Annotated in this window: 13 protein-coding genes and 1 tRNA gene; 10 read left to right on the top strand and 4 right to left on the bottom strand. The window is 70.4% G+C overall.

Translation table 11 applies throughout. From position 1 onward, the window contains the following. Window positions 1–170 precede the first annotated feature (170 nt). The 3 genes from ACFQU4_RS06345 to ACFQU4_RS06335 are packed head-to-tail and all read left to right on the top strand — an operon-like array spanning window position 171 to window position 3,875. A complete protein-coding gene (locus ACFQU4_RS06345; protein WP_377488254.1) occupies window positions 171–1,610 on the top strand; it encodes an NAD(P)/FAD-dependent oxidoreductase in 1,440 nt (479 codons plus the stop codon). Next, the gene (locus tag ACFQU4_RS06340) at window positions 1,492–2,265 is read left to right on the top strand and encodes an aminotransferase class IV (RefSeq protein ID WP_377488793.1); all 774 of its coding nucleotides are present in this window, start codon (window positions 1,492–1,494) and stop codon (window positions 2,263–2,265) included. Before ACFQU4_RS06345 ends, ACFQU4_RS06340 begins: the two co-directional genes overlap by 119 nt. Then, entirely contained in the window at window positions 2,262–3,875 is a 1,614-nt protein-coding gene (locus tag ACFQU4_RS06335; RefSeq protein WP_377488251.1) for a bis-aminopropyl spermidine synthase family protein, read from the top strand. The genes ACFQU4_RS06340 and ACFQU4_RS06335 overlap by 4 nt, the downstream gene beginning before the upstream one ends. Here the strand turns inward: ACFQU4_RS06335 and ACFQU4_RS06330 are convergent. After that, window positions 3,872–4,426 (bottom strand): TetR/AcrR family transcriptional regulator, encoded by a 555-nt coding sequence (locus tag ACFQU4_RS06330; RefSeq protein WP_377488790.1) that lies wholly within the window; start codon window positions 4,424–4,426, stop codon window positions 3,872–3,874. The two genes, ACFQU4_RS06335 and ACFQU4_RS06330, sit on opposite strands and share 4 nt — an antisense overlap. Before the next feature lie 65 nt (window positions 4,427–4,491). On the opposite strand from ACFQU4_RS06330, the gene ACFQU4_RS06325 reads away from it, so the two are divergent. Next, window positions 4,492–5,370 (top strand): alpha/beta fold hydrolase, encoded by an 879-nt coding sequence (locus tag ACFQU4_RS06325; RefSeq protein WP_377488248.1) that lies wholly within the window; start codon window positions 4,492–4,494, stop codon window positions 5,368–5,370. Here ACFQU4_RS06325 and ACFQU4_RS06320 read toward each other — a convergent pair. Together ACFQU4_RS06320 and ACFQU4_RS06315 are read right to left on the bottom strand one after the other, a co-directional pair. Next, window positions 5,367–6,398 carry a Fic family protein gene (locus ACFQU4_RS06320; protein WP_377488245.1) on the bottom strand — a complete coding sequence of 344 codons (1,032 nt, stop codon included), beginning with the start codon at window positions 6,396–6,398 and terminating at the stop codon, window positions 5,367–5,369. The two genes, ACFQU4_RS06325 and ACFQU4_RS06320, sit on opposite strands and share 4 nt — an antisense overlap. 327 nt (window positions 6,399–6,725) lie before the next feature. Beyond that, window positions 6,726–6,808: transfer RNA gene (locus tag ACFQU4_RS06315), tRNA-Leu, on the bottom strand. A 252-nt stretch (window positions 6,809–7,060) separates the two neighbouring features. On the opposite strand from ACFQU4_RS06315, the gene ACFQU4_RS06310 reads away from it, so the two are divergent. The 6 genes from ACFQU4_RS06310 (at window position 7,061) to pknB (ending at window position 14,745) form a co-directional block, all read left to right on the top strand. Continuing rightward, on the top strand, window positions 7,061–7,771 hold the full coding sequence (locus ACFQU4_RS06310) for an FhaA domain-containing protein (protein WP_377488243.1): 711 nt from the start codon (window positions 7,061–7,063) through the stop codon (window positions 7,769–7,771). An 8-nt stretch (window positions 7,772–7,779) separates the two neighbouring features. Beyond that, entirely contained in the window at window positions 7,780–8,256 is a 477-nt protein-coding gene (locus ACFQU4_RS06305; RefSeq protein WP_377488240.1) for an FHA domain-containing protein, read from the top strand. Between the two features lie 8 nt (window positions 8,257–8,264). After that, a complete protein-coding gene (locus ACFQU4_RS06300; protein ID WP_377488237.1) occupies window positions 8,265–9,836 on the top strand; it encodes a PP2C family protein-serine/threonine phosphatase in 1,572 nt (523 codons plus the stop codon). A gap of 16 nt (window positions 9,837–9,852) precedes the next feature. After that, window positions 9,853–11,256, top strand: a complete 1,404-nt coding sequence (locus tag ACFQU4_RS06295; RefSeq protein WP_377488234.1) for an FtsW/RodA/SpoVE family cell cycle protein — start codon at window positions 9,853–9,855, stop codon at window positions 11,254–11,256. Continuing rightward, window positions 11,253–12,698 (top strand): peptidoglycan D,D-transpeptidase FtsI family protein, encoded by a 1,446-nt coding sequence (locus tag ACFQU4_RS06290; RefSeq protein ID WP_377488231.1) that lies wholly within the window; start codon window positions 11,253–11,255, stop codon window positions 12,696–12,698. The genes ACFQU4_RS06295 and ACFQU4_RS06290 overlap by 4 nt, the downstream gene beginning before the upstream one ends. A gap of 79 nt (window positions 12,699–12,777) precedes the next feature. Continuing rightward, the gene (gene pknB / locus ACFQU4_RS06285; protein ID WP_377488228.1) at window positions 12,778–14,745 is read left to right on the top strand and encodes a Stk1 family PASTA domain-containing Ser/Thr kinase; all 1,968 of its coding nucleotides are present in this window, start codon (window positions 12,778–12,780) and stop codon (window positions 14,743–14,745) included. Between the two features lie 18 nt (window positions 14,746–14,763). Here the strand turns inward: pknB and ACFQU4_RS06280 are convergent, their stop codons facing one another. Further along, a complete protein-coding gene (locus ACFQU4_RS06280) occupies window positions 14,764–15,486 on the bottom strand; it encodes a hypothetical protein (RefSeq protein WP_377488225.1) in 723 nt (240 codons plus the stop codon). Window positions 15,487–15,504: the final 18 nt, after the last annotated feature.

Here is a 15,504-nt window from a genome sequence, read left to right as displayed (position 1 = left end):
TTTCACGTTGCGTGAAAAACCGGCTCTTCCCGCGAGATATAACTCGCGTAAAGAGCCAGGAAGTGTGGGGAAGCGGGGTCGGCGGGGATCGGGCAGTGGATGGACAGTGCCCGGCCTGGTGACTGACCAGCTGGGCGGCGGACGGTGGACCTCGTCGAAGGAGGTTCACCATGGAGGAACACGCTGTCGTGCTGGGCGCCGGGTTCGCCGGGCTGCTGGCCGCTCAGGTGCTCGCGCGAAGGTACGAGCGCGTCACGCTGATCGACCGGGATCCGCACGGTCCCGGCCTGCGCCGCGGAGTTCCGCAGGCGCCGCACGCCCACACCCTGCTCTGCCGGGGCCTGCTCGAACTGGATCGGCTGGTCCCCGGACTGTCCGCCGAACTGGTCGCCGACGGCGCCGTGACCGCCGACCCGGGAGCCGACCTGCTGCTCCTGCTCGGCGGGCACCGGCTGCTCCCCGCCCCGATCGGCGCGACCACGCTGCAGGTCAGCCGGACACTGCTCGACGACCGGCTGCGGGAACGGGTGCTGGCGGCGCCCGGAGTCGAGTTGATCACCGGCCGGGACGTGGTCGGTCTGGTGCCGGCCCCGATCGGCGACCGCTGCGCCGGGGTCCGGACCGTCCGCCGGGACCCGGGCAGCCCGGCCGAGGTGGTCGCGGCGGACCTGGTCGTCGACGCGACCGGCCGCGGTTCCCGGCTGGACCGCTGGCTGGCCGCCGAGTGGCGGACCACGGTTCCGGCGGACCGGCTGCCGATCGAGATCCGGTACGCCAGCGTGGCCAGCCGGCTCCCGAACGGGCTGCCCGGCGGGGCCCGCGGCGCCCTGATCGCGCCGACCGCCAGGTGTCCGTACGGGCTCGCACTGCTGGCCGTCGAGGGCGGCCGGCACCTGGTCACCACGGTCGCCACCGGCGGTCACCGGCCGCCCCGGGACGAGGCCGGGATGCAGGCCGTGATCCGTACCGTCGCGCCGGCGGAGCTGGCCGAGGCGCTGCTGGCCGGTCGGCCGGACGGCGGCGTCCGCGGCTACCGGATCCCGGCCGTCCGCCGGCTCCGGTACGACCGCGCCGACCGGCTGCCCGGCGGCGTGATCGCGATCGGCGACGCCGCCTGCGCGCTCAATCCGGTCTACGCGCAGGGCCTGACCGTGGCCGCGCAGCAGGCCGCCGCCCTGGCCGACGAGCTCGACGGCGACCCGGAGACGCGGCCGCGCCGCTACCTCCGGGCGGCCGCGGCCGTCACCGAGGCGCCCTGGGCGATCGCGGTCGGCAGCGACCTCGCCCTGCCCGAACATCGGCAGCGGCGGACCGTCGGCAGCCGGGTCACCGCGGCGCTGACCGGCCGGATCCAGCGGGTCGCGACGGTCGACCCGGCCGTGGCCCGCCAGTTCGTCCGGGTGATGGCCTTGCTCGACCCGCCCACGGCGCTGAGCCGACCGTCGTTCCTGGCTCGCCTGGTGCGAGTGAGAGGGTTGCCGCATGGCAGTGCTGAACGGGGAGCCGGCGACCCGGGACCAGCTGGCGACCCTGGCCTTGATCAACTACGGCCACTTCACCTCGATGCTGGCGGAGAACGGTCTGATCAAGGGACTCACCGCGCACTGTGACCGACTGACCGGGGACTGCCGGCGACTGTTCGGCGTCGACCTGCCCGCGGCGCGGGTCCGCGCCTATCTGCGACCGGTCGTCGCGGAGCCCGGGACCCGGATGGTCCGGGTCACCGTGTTCGACCCGGCGGCCGACCTGCTGCACCCGGACGGCGAACCGGCCGTGTTGATCACCACCCGGCCGGCCGGCTCGGCGCTGCTGCCGCCGCTCCGACTGCGCACGGTGCAGGCCCGCCGGGAGCTGCCCGAGGTGAAGCACGTCGGGCTGTTCGGCACCCTGTGGGCGCGCCGGGAGGCTCGCCGGGCCGGCGCCGACGACGCGCTGCTGAGCGACGAGACCGGCCTGATCACCGAGGGGCCGACCTGGAACGTCGGCTTCGTCCGCACTCACCAGGACCATGATCAACTCGTCTGGCCGGAGGCGGCGGTGCTGCCCGGGGTCACCCAGCTGCTGCTCGAAACCGTCGGTGTGGCCTCGGTGAACCGGCCGGTCCGGGCCGTCGACCTCGGCGGGTTCGCGGCGGCCTTCGCGACCAACAGCGGGTTCGGCGTCCGGCCGATCGCGGCGATCGACGAGCACGAGTTCGACCATGATCATCCGGTGCTGCGGCGGCTCGGCGAGGCCTACGCGGCGATCCCCGGTGAGGCCCCGTGACCGCGCTGCCCGACGTGGCCGACCTGATCGCGGAACTCGGCCCCTATGCCCGGCCGCACCGGGTCGCGCTGGCGCTCCTGGCCCGGGGCGGGATCACGCTGGCGGAGTTGATCAGGGAGACGGCGTTGCCGCGGCGGGTGGTCGAGGAGTTGCTGGACCGGCTCGCCGACGATCTTGTCCGTGATCATGATCGACTCGAGCTCGCCCCGGCAACGGCCTCGGCCTATCGGGAGCGGTTCGGGCTGGCCGGGCTGATCCCCGATGATCATGATCGCCCGCCGGCCGAGTTGATCACCGCGATGCAGTCGATCATCGACGCCGCGCCGGCCCCGGTCCGCTCCTTCGACCACGTACCGGCGACCGCCGAGACCGTGCTGCGGCGGGCCCACTGGCTGGACCGGACCTTCGACCTGAACGGCGCGACCGTCCTGTTCGTCGGTGATCATGATCTGACCTCGGTCGGACTGTCCCTGGTCGCTCCGGCCGCGCGTTCGGTGGTGGTCGATCTCGACGAGCGCCTGCTCGCCTTCCTGGACGAGCAACCGGGGTCGATCGACGGCCGCTGGGCGGATCTCCGGTTCGGGCTGCCGGCCGAGCTGCACCAGTCGGCGGACCTGATCTTCACCGACCCGCCGTACACGCCGGACGGGGTGCGGCTCTTCCTGCTCCGCGGGCTGGCCGGGCTGCGCGACCGGCGGCTCGGCCGGCTGCTGCTGGCGTACGGCTTCGGCAGTCACCAGCCCGCCCTCGGCCTCGCCGTCCAGCGTGAACTGACCTCGCTGGCGCTGGCGTACGAGGCGATCCTGCCGCACTTCAACCGCTACCACGGCGCCCAGGCGGTGGGCAGCGCCGCCGACCTCTACCAACTGCGGCCGACCCGCGGCAGCTGGGCCGCCGTCGACCGCACCGGCCGGGTGCCGCTGGCGATCTACACCCACGGCGAACAGTCCGTCGAGTCCTCCGGAGCGGGCGCCGAGACCGACGCACTGATCGCCGCGGCCGCCGGACCGGACGCGCTGCCGGTCGCCGCCCTCGTCACGCCGACACGAGCCCGGTCGGCGACCGGGTCGGAACCGCCGCCGGTGGAACTGGCCGAGGTGCTCGCCGGTCCGGGCGCGATCCGGGACGCCCGGTCGGCCGCGGTCGCCGTGGACGCGACCGCGGATCCCGGGCCGTGGCTGGCCCGGATCCTGCTGGCCCTGTCCGGCCCGCGGGTCGCGGTGGCCGTACCGAACGGTCATCCGGACCTGGCCGACCAGGCCGGCCAGCAGGCCTTGCAGGCCCTGGTCGGCGCAAAGTGGGAGCTCCGGTTCCGCCGCAGCACGCCCGGTCCGCGGCTGGCGATCGTCGAGGCGGTCCGAGTCGACCCGGCCGGCCTCTCCCCCGCCGACACCTTCCGTCGCGCGATCCTCGACGGGGCGCACCGCTCGCTGGAGAACGCCTGGCGGGACGGCCTGGTCAAGGCGTCCCGGCGGGCCGGCCTGCCGCTGGACCGAGACTCCGCCCGGGACCGTACCGCCGCGGAACTTCCGGCCGACCTCCTCGAGGTCCGAGCCATCGCCCTGCCCCGCTCCCGCCTCGCCGCCCTGCTGGTTCGGGCGTACGACTAGCCTGCCGCGAGCGCGCGCACGGCGCGATCCACGGCGGGACGGAGCTCCAGGTTCGGATCGACGGTGAGCCGGTGCAGCATCAGCCCGTCGCCGAGCGCCATCACGGCCCGGGCCGCCGGTTCGGGGTCCGCGATGCCGACGGCGGCGACCATCCGCTCGGTCCAGCGTTCGAACTCGTGCCGCTGGCGCCGCAGCGGCTCGCCGAGTTCCGGATCGTCGGAGAGTTCCAGGAAGAGGGCGTAGCGGGCCCGGGTACGCGCGGCCAACGGCCCGGTCTGGACCTCGAGCATGGTGCACAGCCCCTCGATCAACTCCTCGACGCCCGAGATCACCGGCAGCGCGGACGGGTCGAAGTCCGCCCGCTCCTGCTCGGCGATCCAGTCGACGATGCCGGCCAGCAGGGCCCGCCGGGTGCGGAACCAGTTCGAGGTCGACCCGGGCGACAGGCCCGCCCGGCCGTCGACGCGGGCATGGCTCAACGCGCGCACGCCCTCCGCGCCGAGCAACTCCACGGCCGCCTCGAGACTGCGCTCTCGGGTCCCCGCAGGCATGGACACGCCCCTCTCCATCGGGTCTACTATGAACATAGTATCGCCGCCGCGCGAAGGGGGTCGCCATGTCCACGCCCATCTCAACCTGGTCCCCACCGCTGCCCGCGGCCGCCGGCTTCGACCATCTCGTCGTCGCGACGCCCGGCCTGCGGACCCACGTCGCTGTGATCGGCGAGGGCGAGCCGGTCGTCCTGCTGCACGGCTTTCCGCAGCACTGGTGGCAGTGGCACGCGGTCGCGCCGGCGATCGCCGCGGGCGGCTACCGGGTGATCTGCCCCGATCTGCGCGGGGCGGGCTGGACGGTCGCCGACGATCCGGGAATCGACCGCGAGTCCCGGCTGCGCGACCTGCTCGCGCTCTTCGACGCGTTGCAGCTCGAACCGGTCCACCTGGTGTCCCACGACATGGGCGCGATCACCGCCCTCCAGCTGACGTACGACCACCCGGAGCGAGTACGGACCGCCGTGCAACTCTCCGTACCGCCGTTCTTCATGCGGTTCAGCCCCAAGGCCGCCCCCGGCTTCCGGCACCTGCCGCAGTTCATCTGGCACCGTCCGGGCACCTCACTGCGCGGCCTCTTCTCCGAGGAGTACGTCGCCCGCCCGCTCTCCGAGGCCGCCGTGGAAGCCCACCTCGCCCCGCAGCAGCGACCCGACATCGACGCCGCCGTCCGTCCGCTCACCCGCCGGATGATCCTGCCCGAGTCCCTGCGCCTGAGCCGCGGCGTCTACCGCCGCCGGCGACTCACCGTGCCGACCCTCGTCGTCTTCGGCCGCCGCGACCACCCCTGGACGGAGGAGTTGATGAACCAGGCCTGCCGCAAACCGCAGCAGTACGCCGATCGCTTGGAGTTCGCGTACGTCGACCACGCGGCCCACTTCATCACCGACGACGCCCCCGATCAGGTCGCCGACCTCGCACTGGACTGGTTCGGCCGGAGCTAGGCCGGGTACGTCCACGGGGCTTCGATGATGTCGAACAGTTCCCGGGCCACCCAGTAGATCCGACCACCACGGTCCCGTCGGCCCACTTCTTCGAGCCACCCGCGGCTCACGGCGTCCTTGATCAGATTTCGGGCACCCTGCATCGTGAGTCCGGTCTTCGCCTGAAGTCGCGCGACCGTCAGGAACGGGTTGCTGAAGATCAACTGCACCACGGTCGCCAGCCTGGGCCGTGCAACGCTCGCCGCCAGATAGCGTTCGCGCGCTTCGACGAGGCGTTCCGCGCGACTCACCGCATCATCGGCAGTCCGCCGCACCGCCGTGAGGAAGAACTGCAGCCATTCCTGAATCGCCCCTTGCTCCCGGACGTCCTGGAGTCGTTCGTAGTACTCACGCCGATGCTGTTCGAGATAGCCCGACAGATAGAGGAGCGGCGTACCGAGACGACCTTCCTCCATGAGCATCAAGTTGATCAGCAGCCGGCCGATGCGCCCGTTGCCGTCGAGGAACGGATGGATCGTCTCGAACTGGTAGTGCATCAACCCGCACCTGATCAAGATCGGGAGCTCCCCGGGCAGGTTGACGAACTCCTCCCAGTCCTTGATCAACACCGGCAGCTCGTCCGGAAGAGGTGGCACGTAGGTTGCCGTCTCCGGGCTGTCCGTCGCTGATCCGACCCACACCGGACTGCGCCGGAACTCTCCCGGCAGACGTTCTGCACCCCGGACACCGGAGAGCAGGGTGTGGTGCAGCTGCAAGATCAGCCGTTGCGTGAGCGGCAACGTCTTGACCAGGGAGTAGCCCTGCTTGATCGCGGCCACATAGCGCTCGACCTCGGCGATGTCCTCGTCCGCCGACGGTGAGCCCCCGGCCTCCGCCTGCAGCACGTCGGACAACGACGCCTGGGTCCCCTCGATGCGCGAGCTGGCGACAGCCTCGCGGGTCAGGTACGGACCGAGGAGCAACTCGGGATCACGGATGAGCGTGCCCAGGCCCTGCAGCCGGCCGAGCGACGCATCAGCCTCCGACAACGCTCACAAAGTACCAAGCGATGGCCCGATTGACTTGCATGTTCCAGGCAAGATGCAAGTCTCGACACCTTGAAGGGCCCGAACTAGCAAGCCGATCCACGAATAGGTTGGCGAAACCTCCGAAGAGTTCGCCCCGAGTTGCACCTTGCCCCCACGACGGCGCTCACCACCGCGGCGTCACTGAAACCCGACCTGCCCACCAATCAACCCCGCACCCAACCGCACCCACCGCCGTGGGGGCCTGCGGGGGCTCGGCCCCCGCAACAAACACAAGCGGGCCCAGGGGAGGACGCACAAAAGGCGGCCGACCATAGTCGACCGCCCGCGTGCGCGAGGGGGGATTTGAACCCCCACGTCCTTGCGGACACTGGCACCTGAAGCCAGCGCGTCTGCCGTTCCGCCACTCGCGCAGTTCCGCATCGGTGAGATGCGAACGCCGAGCAAGGCTAGCACGGAAGACCGGGGAACTCCGCATCGGTTGATCGGCACGACTGTGGGCGCACGCTACGTACGGCGTGGAGGTGATCCGCCCACCGCTGGACGGCGGATACCATCGACCTTGCATCCGGACCGGGTGCGCCACAGGCTGGTCGCTCGCAGCCGGACGCGGCGGTCGTCCAGGGCGGCATGAGGGGTCGCCGGTGAGACCGAAAGGAGGACGGGTGGGAATCTTCCAGCGCTTCGAGAAGAAGGTCGAGGGCGCGGTGAACGGCGTCTTCGCGCGCGCCTTCAAGGGGGATGTCCAGCCCGTCGAGATCGCGGCTCGGCTGCTCCGGGAGCTCGACGCGGAGGCCAAGCTGATGTCGCGGGACAAGCGGCTGGTCCCGAACGAGTTCGTGATCGGCCTGTCCCAGCACGACCACGACAAGCTGGCGCCGTACAGCAAGACGCTGTCGGCCGAACTGTCCACCGAGCTGAAGGCGCACGCGCGCGACATGGGCTACCAGTTCAACGGGCCGATCCGGATCCACCTCGAGCTCAACGAGTCGCTGCCGGTGGGCCGCTTCACGGTGGCCTCGGAGGCGGTGTCCGGAGCCGGCGGGGACACGCCGGCCACCATCACGGCGATCAACCGGGCCCAGCTGGTGCTCGAGGTGAACGGGATGCGGCACCCGCTGCAGCCGCCGGGCCTGATCATCGGCCGAGGCAGTGAGGCGGACCTGCGGGTCAACGACCCGGGCATCTCCCGCCGGCACGCCGAGATCCGGGTCGTCCACCACGGCGCGACGATCCGGGTGGAGATCGTGGACCTCGGCTCGACCAACGGCATCGTCGTCGACGGCCGCCGGGTCCGGCAGGCGCAGCTGGCCGACGGATCCCGGATCGAGATCGGACAGACCCGGATGCTGGTGCATGCACCTGCCGGGCGCTGAGGACGGCGATGTCTGAGATCGCTGTCACCATTCTCAAGGTGCTGTTCCTGGCGCTACTGTGGCTCTTCATTCTCTCGGCGGTGTCGGTCATCCGCAGCGATCTGTTCGGCCGACCGGTGCCGAACCCGGACGGTGGGCGACGGCAGGAACTCGACCAGCCCGCGCCGCCGAAGAAGCGCAAGAAGGCGAAGGGATCCCCCCGAGTGTTGGCGATCAGCGCGGGCGCACAGGCCGGCCAGCAGGCCAGCCTGTCCGACGGCGTCGTGATGATCGGCCGTGGCGCCGACTGTCAGTTGATCTTGGACGACGACTACGTGTCGACCCGGCACGCCCGGGTGGTGGCCACCCCCGACGGTTACTACATCGAGGATCTCGGCTCGACCAACGGGACGTACGTCAACGGCCAGCGGATCACCGCGCCGACGACGGTGACCCTGGCCGACGGGATCCGCATCGGCAAGACCGCCATGAAACTGGAGCCGTGATCGCCGCAATGACGCGCAAGCCCACGGACCCGGAGACGACCGCGTCCGCCCGCCGGATCAGGTCGTCCACCGAGCCCACCGAGCCGGTCGATCCGGCAGCTCCGGTCGACCCGGCTGAGGACGGCGTCGAGTCGGACCTGCCGACCGAGACCATCGTGCTGTCCGGCCTGGCGGAGCAGCCCGCGGCGGAGCCGTCGGGCCCGTACGGGCTGCGTTACGTCGCCCACTCCGAGATCGGCCTGATCCGGAAGAACAACCAGGATTCCGGGTACGTCAGCCCGCGGCTGCTGCTGGTCGCCGACGGGATGGGCGGTGCCGCCGCGGGTGATCTTGCTTCGGCGATCGCCGTCGATTCGGTACGGCACGTCGACGCCGAGGTGCAGCCGGAGCGCGAGCTGACCGTCCTGTCCGACGCGATCCGGGCCGCGAACGACCGGATCTCCGACTTCATCGCCGCCGACTTCTCGCTGGAGGGCATGGGCACCACGGTCACCGGCGGCCTGTTCGACGGCAACTCGCTGGCCCTGGCCCACATCGGCGACAGCCGCGCATATCTGTTCCGCGACGGCGCACTGGAACGGCTGACCCATGATCACAGCTGGGTGCAGTCGCTGGTCGACGAGGGCAAGATCAGCGAGGAGGAGGCGGCGGTCCATCCGCACCGTTCCCTGCTGGTCAAGGTGCTGAACGGCCAGCCGGCCGCCGACCCGGACCTGACCACGGTCGAGCTGCGGCTGGGTGACCGGGTGCTGCTCTGCAGCGACGGACTGTGCGGCCTGGTCGAGGATGATCAACTCGCGGAAGCGATGGCCGATCCGGACCTGCACACCAGCATGGAGCGGATGATCGAGGCGGCCCTGACCGAGGGCGGCATCGACAACATCACGGTGGTGGTCGCCGAGGTCGTCGACAGCGACCCGGACGACCGGGTGATGATCTTGGGCGCCGCCTCGGAGCGCGAGATCCCGGCGGTGCCGCCACGGCCGGACCGGGTGGACCGCGACTTCGGCGACGAAGATGATCTTGTCGATCCGATGTCGGAGGAAGCCGTCGAGCCGGAGGACGGCGACGACGAGTCCCGCTACGAGCCGCAGGCCCCGAGCCGGCGCCGGCTGCTCCGTCCGTTGATCGGGATCTTCGCCCTGGTGGTGCTGTTGGCCGGCGCCGTGGGCGCCGGGTACGCCTGGACCCGGACCCAGTTCTTCGTCGGCGCCAGTGATGATCAGGTGGCGATCTTCCAGGGTCTGCCGGATCCGGTGCCCGGCTTCTCCCTCTCCACCGTGTACGAGAGGCAGCCACTGGCCCTGTCCGCACTCCCGTCGGCGTACCAGGACCAGGTGCGGTCCAACATCGAGGTCGCCGATCTGACCGCCGCCCGGCAGACCGTGGCTCGGTTGACCGAGGCCGCCGGCCAGGGCAAGACGGAGGAGCAGAACCCGCCGTCGAACGGGAGTTCGCCGAACCCGACGCCGTCGAGCACAGCGCCACCGAAGTCGTCGGCGCCGCCGTCGCCGTCAACGTGTCCGCCGAAGCCGAGCGGGACGGCCTCTCCGAATGCCGGACCGGGGCAGCCATGCTGACCCCGGCGCCCTACCGATGAGTGCGGCGGCACCGGCCCAGACCGTCGTCCCGCGGAAGCGGCGCGGCGTCGAGTTGCTGCTGATCATCCTCGCGCTGGGGATCGGGATCGGCGGCTATGCGATGGTCGACTACAACCTGAACGGTCGGCTGGACGACTTCTTCCCGGTTCACGCCGGGGCGTTGGCCGTGCTCGCCCTGGCCGCCCACATCGTGGTGCGCTGGCGGCTGCCGTACGCGGACCCGGTGATCCTGCCCTGCGGCGTCGTGCTGAACGGGCTCGGGCTGGCCGTGATCCACCGGATCGACCTGGCCAACGACCCGCCGATCTTCGGCGCCCGTACCCAGCTGATCTGGACCGCGATCGGCCTGGTCCTGTTCATCCTCTGCGCGGTGATCATCCGTGATCACCGGCCGCTGCAGGGCTTCACGTACACGCTGTTCCTGGTCGGCCTGATCCTGTTGCTGCTGCCGCTGGTGCCGGGCCTCGGCCGCGAGGTGTACGGCGCGCAGATCTGGATCGGCGTCGGCCCGTACTCGTTCCAGCCGGCCGAGGCGGCCAAGATCCTGCTGTCGTTGGCGTTCGCGTCCTATCTGGTGGAGAAGCGGGACGTGCTGGCACTGGCCGGCTGGCGGGTGGTCGGGCTCGACCTGCCGCGGCTTCGTGATCTTGGTCCGATTCTGCTGATGTGGCTGGTCAGCCTGGCGATCCTGGTCTTCCAGCGCGACCTCGGCACCTCGCTGCTGTTCTTCGGCCTGTTCGTGATGATGTTGTACGTGTCCACGGAGCGGGCCGGCTGGCCGGTGCTGGGCACCGTGCTGTTCGCCGGCGGGGCCTGGCTCGGGTACCTCAACTTCAACCACGTGAAGATCCGGGTGAGTTCCTGGCTCGACCCGTTCTCCAACTACGACCAGAACTACCAGGTGATCGTGGCCCAGTTCGGGATGGCCTGGGGCGGGCTGCTCGGCACCGGGCTCGGCCTCGGCCGGCCCGGGCTGGTGCCGCTGGCCCGGAGCGACTTCATCGCGGCCGCGGTCGGCGAGGAGCTGGGCCTGACCGGGCTGATGGCGGTGATCATGATCTACGGGCTGATCGTCGCGCGCGGCCTGCGGACCGCACTGCAGTGCCGGGAGCCGTTCGGCAAGTTGCTCGCCGCCGGTCTCTCGTTCGCGTTCGCGCTGCAGGTGTTCACGATCATCGGCGGCGTCACCCGGCTGGTCCCGCTGACCGGGCTGACCACACCGTTCATGTCCCAGGGCGGGTCGTCGATGATCTGCAACTGGATCGTGCTCGGGCTGTTGATGATCATTTCGCATCACGTACGCAAGCCGGTGCCGACCATCGCCGATCGCGGTTCGGACGACGACACGACCCAGCTGCTGCCGCTGGCGCCGGCCGGCCTGGGCGGAGGTGCGCGATGAACAAGCCGATCCGCCGGGTCGCGATCGTGACCATGATCATGTTCGCGCTGCTGCTGGCGAACGGTTCGTACGCGGCGATGTTCCGGACCCAGGAGCTCAACGCCAGCGCGCTGAACCGGCGCGCCCGGGATGCCGAGTTCGCCCAGGACCGCGGCGCCATCGTGGCCGGCGACGAGAACAAGACGGTGCTGGCCGAGACCACCGAGATCAAGGACCGGTTCAAGTACCTGCGCACCTACCCGGACGGGGAGCTGTACGCGGCACTGACCGGCTACTACTCCTACGATCACGCCCGGACCGGCCTGGAGAACAGCTACAACACCGAACTGGCCGGCACCGACGACTCGCTGTTCGTCCGGCGACTGATCGACATGATCACGAACCGTACGCCGCAGGGCGCCAGCATCGAGACGACAGTCCTGCCCGAGGTGCAGCAGGCGGCCGCCCAGGCGCTGGACGGCCAGAAGGGCGCCGTCGTCGCCCTGGACCCGAAGACCGGTGCCGTGCTGGGGCTGGTCACCAGCCCGACGTTCGACCCGAACGAGATCGCCAGCCACGACATCAGCAAGTCCGACAAGGCGTACCAGGAACTCAACGCGGACAAGCAGAAGCCACTGACCAACCGGGCCGCCCGGGAGATCTACCCGCCCGGCTCGACGTTCAAGCTGGTCACCGCCGCGGCCGCGCTGGAGGCGGGCCTGAAGCCGGACAGCAAGGTGGCCTCGCCGGACAAGCTGCGGCTGCCCGGCACCCAGACCGATCTCGGCAACGACAGCAACTGCGGCGGCACCCAGATCACCATCAGCCAGGCGCTGAACGTCTCCTGCAACACGGCGTTCGCCAACCTCGGCCTGCAGCTTGGCCAGGAGAAACTGCAGGCGCAGGCGCAGAAGTTCGGGTTCAACCAGCGCCACCTGTCCGATCTGGGCGCGGCGGCGAGCCAGTTCCCGGACGAGCTGAACGCCTCGCAGCTGGCGCTGAGCTCGATCGGCCAGTTCGACGTCGCGGCCAGCCCGCTGCAGATGGCGATGGTCACCGCGGCGATCGCGAACGACGGGGTCCTGATGGATCCGTACCTGGTCAACACGGTGCGCGGCCCGGACCTGCAGCCGATCAGCACGCACAAGCCGGCCCAGGTCGGCACCGCGATGAGCCCGGAGAACGCGCGGCTGCTGAAGCAGATGATGGTCGGCGTGGTCACCGACGGCACCGGTGGCCGGGCCGCCATCGACGGTTTCACGGTCGGTGGCAAGACCGGCACCGCACAGTCGGACCCGAAGCGGAAGCCGTTCGCCTGGTTCACCTCGTTCGCCGAAGTGGACGGCAAGCAGGTCGCCGTCGCGGTGATGATCGAGGACGCGGACATCGAACGGAACGACATCAGTGGCGGCCGCCTGGCCGCACCGATCGCGAAGGCCGTGATGAAGGCGGCTCTCGAATGACCACGTCCAGGGTGACGGCGCTGAATAGCGCTCCGGCCCCCGGTTGGCCAGAATGGCACGGGGTCGAGAAAGGAATGCGATGACAGGCGACCAAGGGATGGTCGGCGGGCGCTACCAGATGGAGGGTCTGCTGGGGCGTGGCGGCATGGCCGAGGTCTGGCGTGCCGTCGACACCCGGCTCGGCCGACCGGTAGCGGTGAAGCAACTGCGGGCCGATCTGGCCACCGATCCCACCTTCCAGGCCAGGTTCCGGCGTGAGGCACAGTCGGCGGCCGGGCTGAACCATCCCACCATCGTCGCCGTGTACGACACCGGCGAGGAGCCTGACCCGCATACCGGCGTCTCGGTGCCGTACATCGTGATGGAGCTGGTCGAGGGCCAGACCCTGCGCGACGTGCTGCGCGACGGCCGCAAGATCCTGCCCGAGCGGGCGCTCGAGCTGACCCAGGGTGTGCTGGACGCGCTGAGCTACAGCCACAAGGCCGGCATCATCCACCGCGACATCAAGCCGGCCAACGTCATGCTGACCCGGACCGGTCAGGTCAAGGTGATGGACTTCGGCATCGCCCGCGCGGTCGCCGACACGTCGGCCACGATGACCCAGACCGCGGCCGTGATCGGCACGGCGCAGTATCTGTCACCGGAGCAGGCGCGCGGCGAGACCGTGGACGCCCGCAGCGACATCTACTCGGCCGGCTGCCTGCTGTTCGAGCTGCTGGTCGGCCGGCCGCCGTTCGTCGGCGAGTCACCGGTCAGCGTCGCGTACCAGCATGTCCGCGAGATGCCGATGGCGCCGAGCGAGCTGGACCCGGTGATCACGCCGGACATCGACGCGATCACGCTGAAGGCGCTGGCCAAGAGCCCGGACGATCGCTACCAGTCGGCCCGCGAGATGTGGCGCGACATCGCCCGGGTGCTGTCCGGGCAGCAGGCGACCGCCGTGGTGTCGCCGGTGCCGAGCGCGGACGACAACGCGACCCGGGTGGTCCCGCCGGTGCCGGTCGTCCCGGCCCACCAGCCGGACCCCGATCCGGACCTCGAGGACGACTGGGACGACGAGGACGACCGCCCGAAGAACCGGGCCGGCCTGATCGTCTTCATCGTCGGACTGGCCGTGCTGCTGGTCGCCGGCGGCGCGTTCGCCTTCTACCAGTTCGGCGGTTTCGGGCAGCAGACCGGCCCGTCGCCGACGCCCTCGTTCTCGCCGACGCCCACGGTCGTGATGGTCAAGGTGCCGCGGGTGATCGGCTACAACAAGGACGCTGCCGAGAGCCAGCTGACCAACGCCGGGCTCAAGGTGGACGCACGAACGGTCAACAGCAAGGACGAGAGCACCATCGGCAATGTGCTCAAGCAGAGTCCCCAGGACGGCGAGGAAGTTCCCGCCGGTACGGTGATCAAGCTCGACATCAACGGCGGCCCGAAGCAGGTGCAGATCCCGGACGACCTGCTCGGCAAGAACGTCGACGACGTCCGCGAGGAACTCGAGGACCTCGACTTCGAGGTCGAGATCGTGGACGCCACCGAGGAGGACCTCGACGACAACGAGGGCGACGTGCTGGAGATCGACCCGAAGGAGGGTTCGACCCAGGCGGCCGGCAGCAAGGTGACGCTGACCGTCGCCACCGGGAAGTCGGAGGTCCCCGGCCTGATCGGCAGCACCGTCGAGAAGGCCGACCGGGACGCCAAGGAGCGCGGCTTCGAGATCGTCTGGCGGGAGCGGGAGGACGCCGACGCGACGCCGGACACCGTGGTCGAGCAGGATCCCGAAGAGGGCACCATGCTCAAGCGTGGCTCGAAGATCACCGCCTACCGCGCGGTAGCACCCGAACCGGATCCGGACCCGACTTCTTCGTCACCGCCCCCGTCGAGCAGCCAGCCGCCGTCCTCGTCGTTCGGACCGCCGACCCAATCCCAGTCCCCGCCGGGGGGTGGTGGCGATGCCGATGCCGACGACGACGGTGAGGGCAACGCCAACGGAGGCGGCAACGCGAACGGGAACGGCAACGCCGAAGGCTTCTTCGGATTCTTCAACTTCGGCTGGTGATGCGGGCGAGCCGGTACCTCAGCCGCTGCGTGAGCTGAGGTACCGCAGGCCCTGCTTCAGCCAGGTCCTCGGGTTCGTGTCGAGGTGCCGGGTCCACGGCGCCGGCCGGAGCTCACCGCGAAGCAGGGACCAGTAGGCCAGGGCGTACCCGTACGCGCGCTCGGTCAGGTAGCCGAGCGACGACGTCCGCCAGCCCGTCGCTGAGGACCTGAACTCGAACGCTGCGTTCGCGCTGAAGATCCCGAAACCGAAGAAGACCGCGGTCAGGTCGGTCAGCGGCTCGCCGTCGGTGCGGTCCGGATCGATCCGCCCCTCGCCGAGCAGGCGCTCATGTGCCAGCTCGTGAGCCAGCGTCGCCACCAGCGCGACCGGCTGCCGGGCCTGGTCGATCCGAATGCCGATCACGGTCCGGCCGTCGCGACGACTCCAATGGCCGGCGGCACCCTCCGACTGGTGGGCCAGCGGGACGTTCGCCAGCAACTCCGGGTCCACCTCGTCCGGCTCGCACTCCAGCAGGATCCGCTCCGCCGGCACCCCCAGCCGGGCCCGGACCCGGTCGAACACGGCGGCGATCGAAGCCTCATCGGCCTGGTAGTCAGCCGGGAAGAAGGTCCGCTCGGGCAACACGGGCAGTCGCCGCAGCGGTTCGGCCCCGAACTCGCCGACCAGCCAGTCCAACGACTGCTCGATCCAGACCTGCTCCTCGGGGCTCGCCGGACAGCTCGCTCTGAACGGCCACATCGGCACCTCCTCGCTCGT

Origin of the sequence: Microlunatus sp. GCM10028923, assembly GCF_042666975.1 — a bacterium.
GTDB lineage: Bacteria > Actinomycetota > Actinomycetes > Propionibacteriales > Propionibacteriaceae > Microlunatus.
The sequence above is the reverse complement of the archived record's forward strand: the minus strand, read 5'-3'. Positions and strand labels throughout refer to the sequence as shown.

Excerpts from the sequence above, each read along its gene's own strand:
- ACFQU4_RS06345 (WP_377488254.1), top strand. The coding sequence starts at position 171 with ATGGAGGAACACGCTGTCGTGCTGGGCGCCGGGTTCGCCGGGCTGCTG.
- ACFQU4_RS06330 (WP_377488790.1), bottom strand. The coding sequence starts at position 4,426 with ATGCCTGCGGGGACCCGAGAGCGCAGTCTCGAGGCGGCCGTGGAGTTG.
- ACFQU4_RS06325 (WP_377488248.1), top strand. The coding sequence starts at position 4,492 with ATGTCCACGCCCATCTCAACCTGGTCCCCACCGCTGCCCGCGGCCGCC.
- ACFQU4_RS06305 (WP_377488240.1), top strand. The coding sequence starts at position 7,780 with ATGTCTGAGATCGCTGTCACCATTCTCAAGGTGCTGTTCCTGGCGCTA.
- ACFQU4_RS06300 (WP_377488237.1), top strand. The coding sequence starts at position 8,265 with ATGACGCGCAAGCCCACGGACCCGGAGACGACCGCGTCCGCCCGCCGG.
- ACFQU4_RS06295 (WP_377488234.1), top strand. The coding sequence starts at position 9,853 with ATGAGTGCGGCGGCACCGGCCCAGACCGTCGTCCCGCGGAAGCGGCGC.
- ACFQU4_RS06290 (WP_377488231.1), top strand. The coding sequence starts at position 11,253 with ATGAACAAGCCGATCCGCCGGGTCGCGATCGTGACCATGATCATGTTC.
- pknB (WP_377488228.1), top strand. The coding sequence starts at position 12,778 with ATGACAGGCGACCAAGGGATGGTCGGCGGGCGCTACCAGATGGAGGGT.
- ACFQU4_RS06280 (WP_377488225.1), bottom strand. The coding sequence starts at position 15,486 with ATGTGGCCGTTCAGAGCGAGCTGTCCGGCGAGCCCCGAGGAGCAGGTC.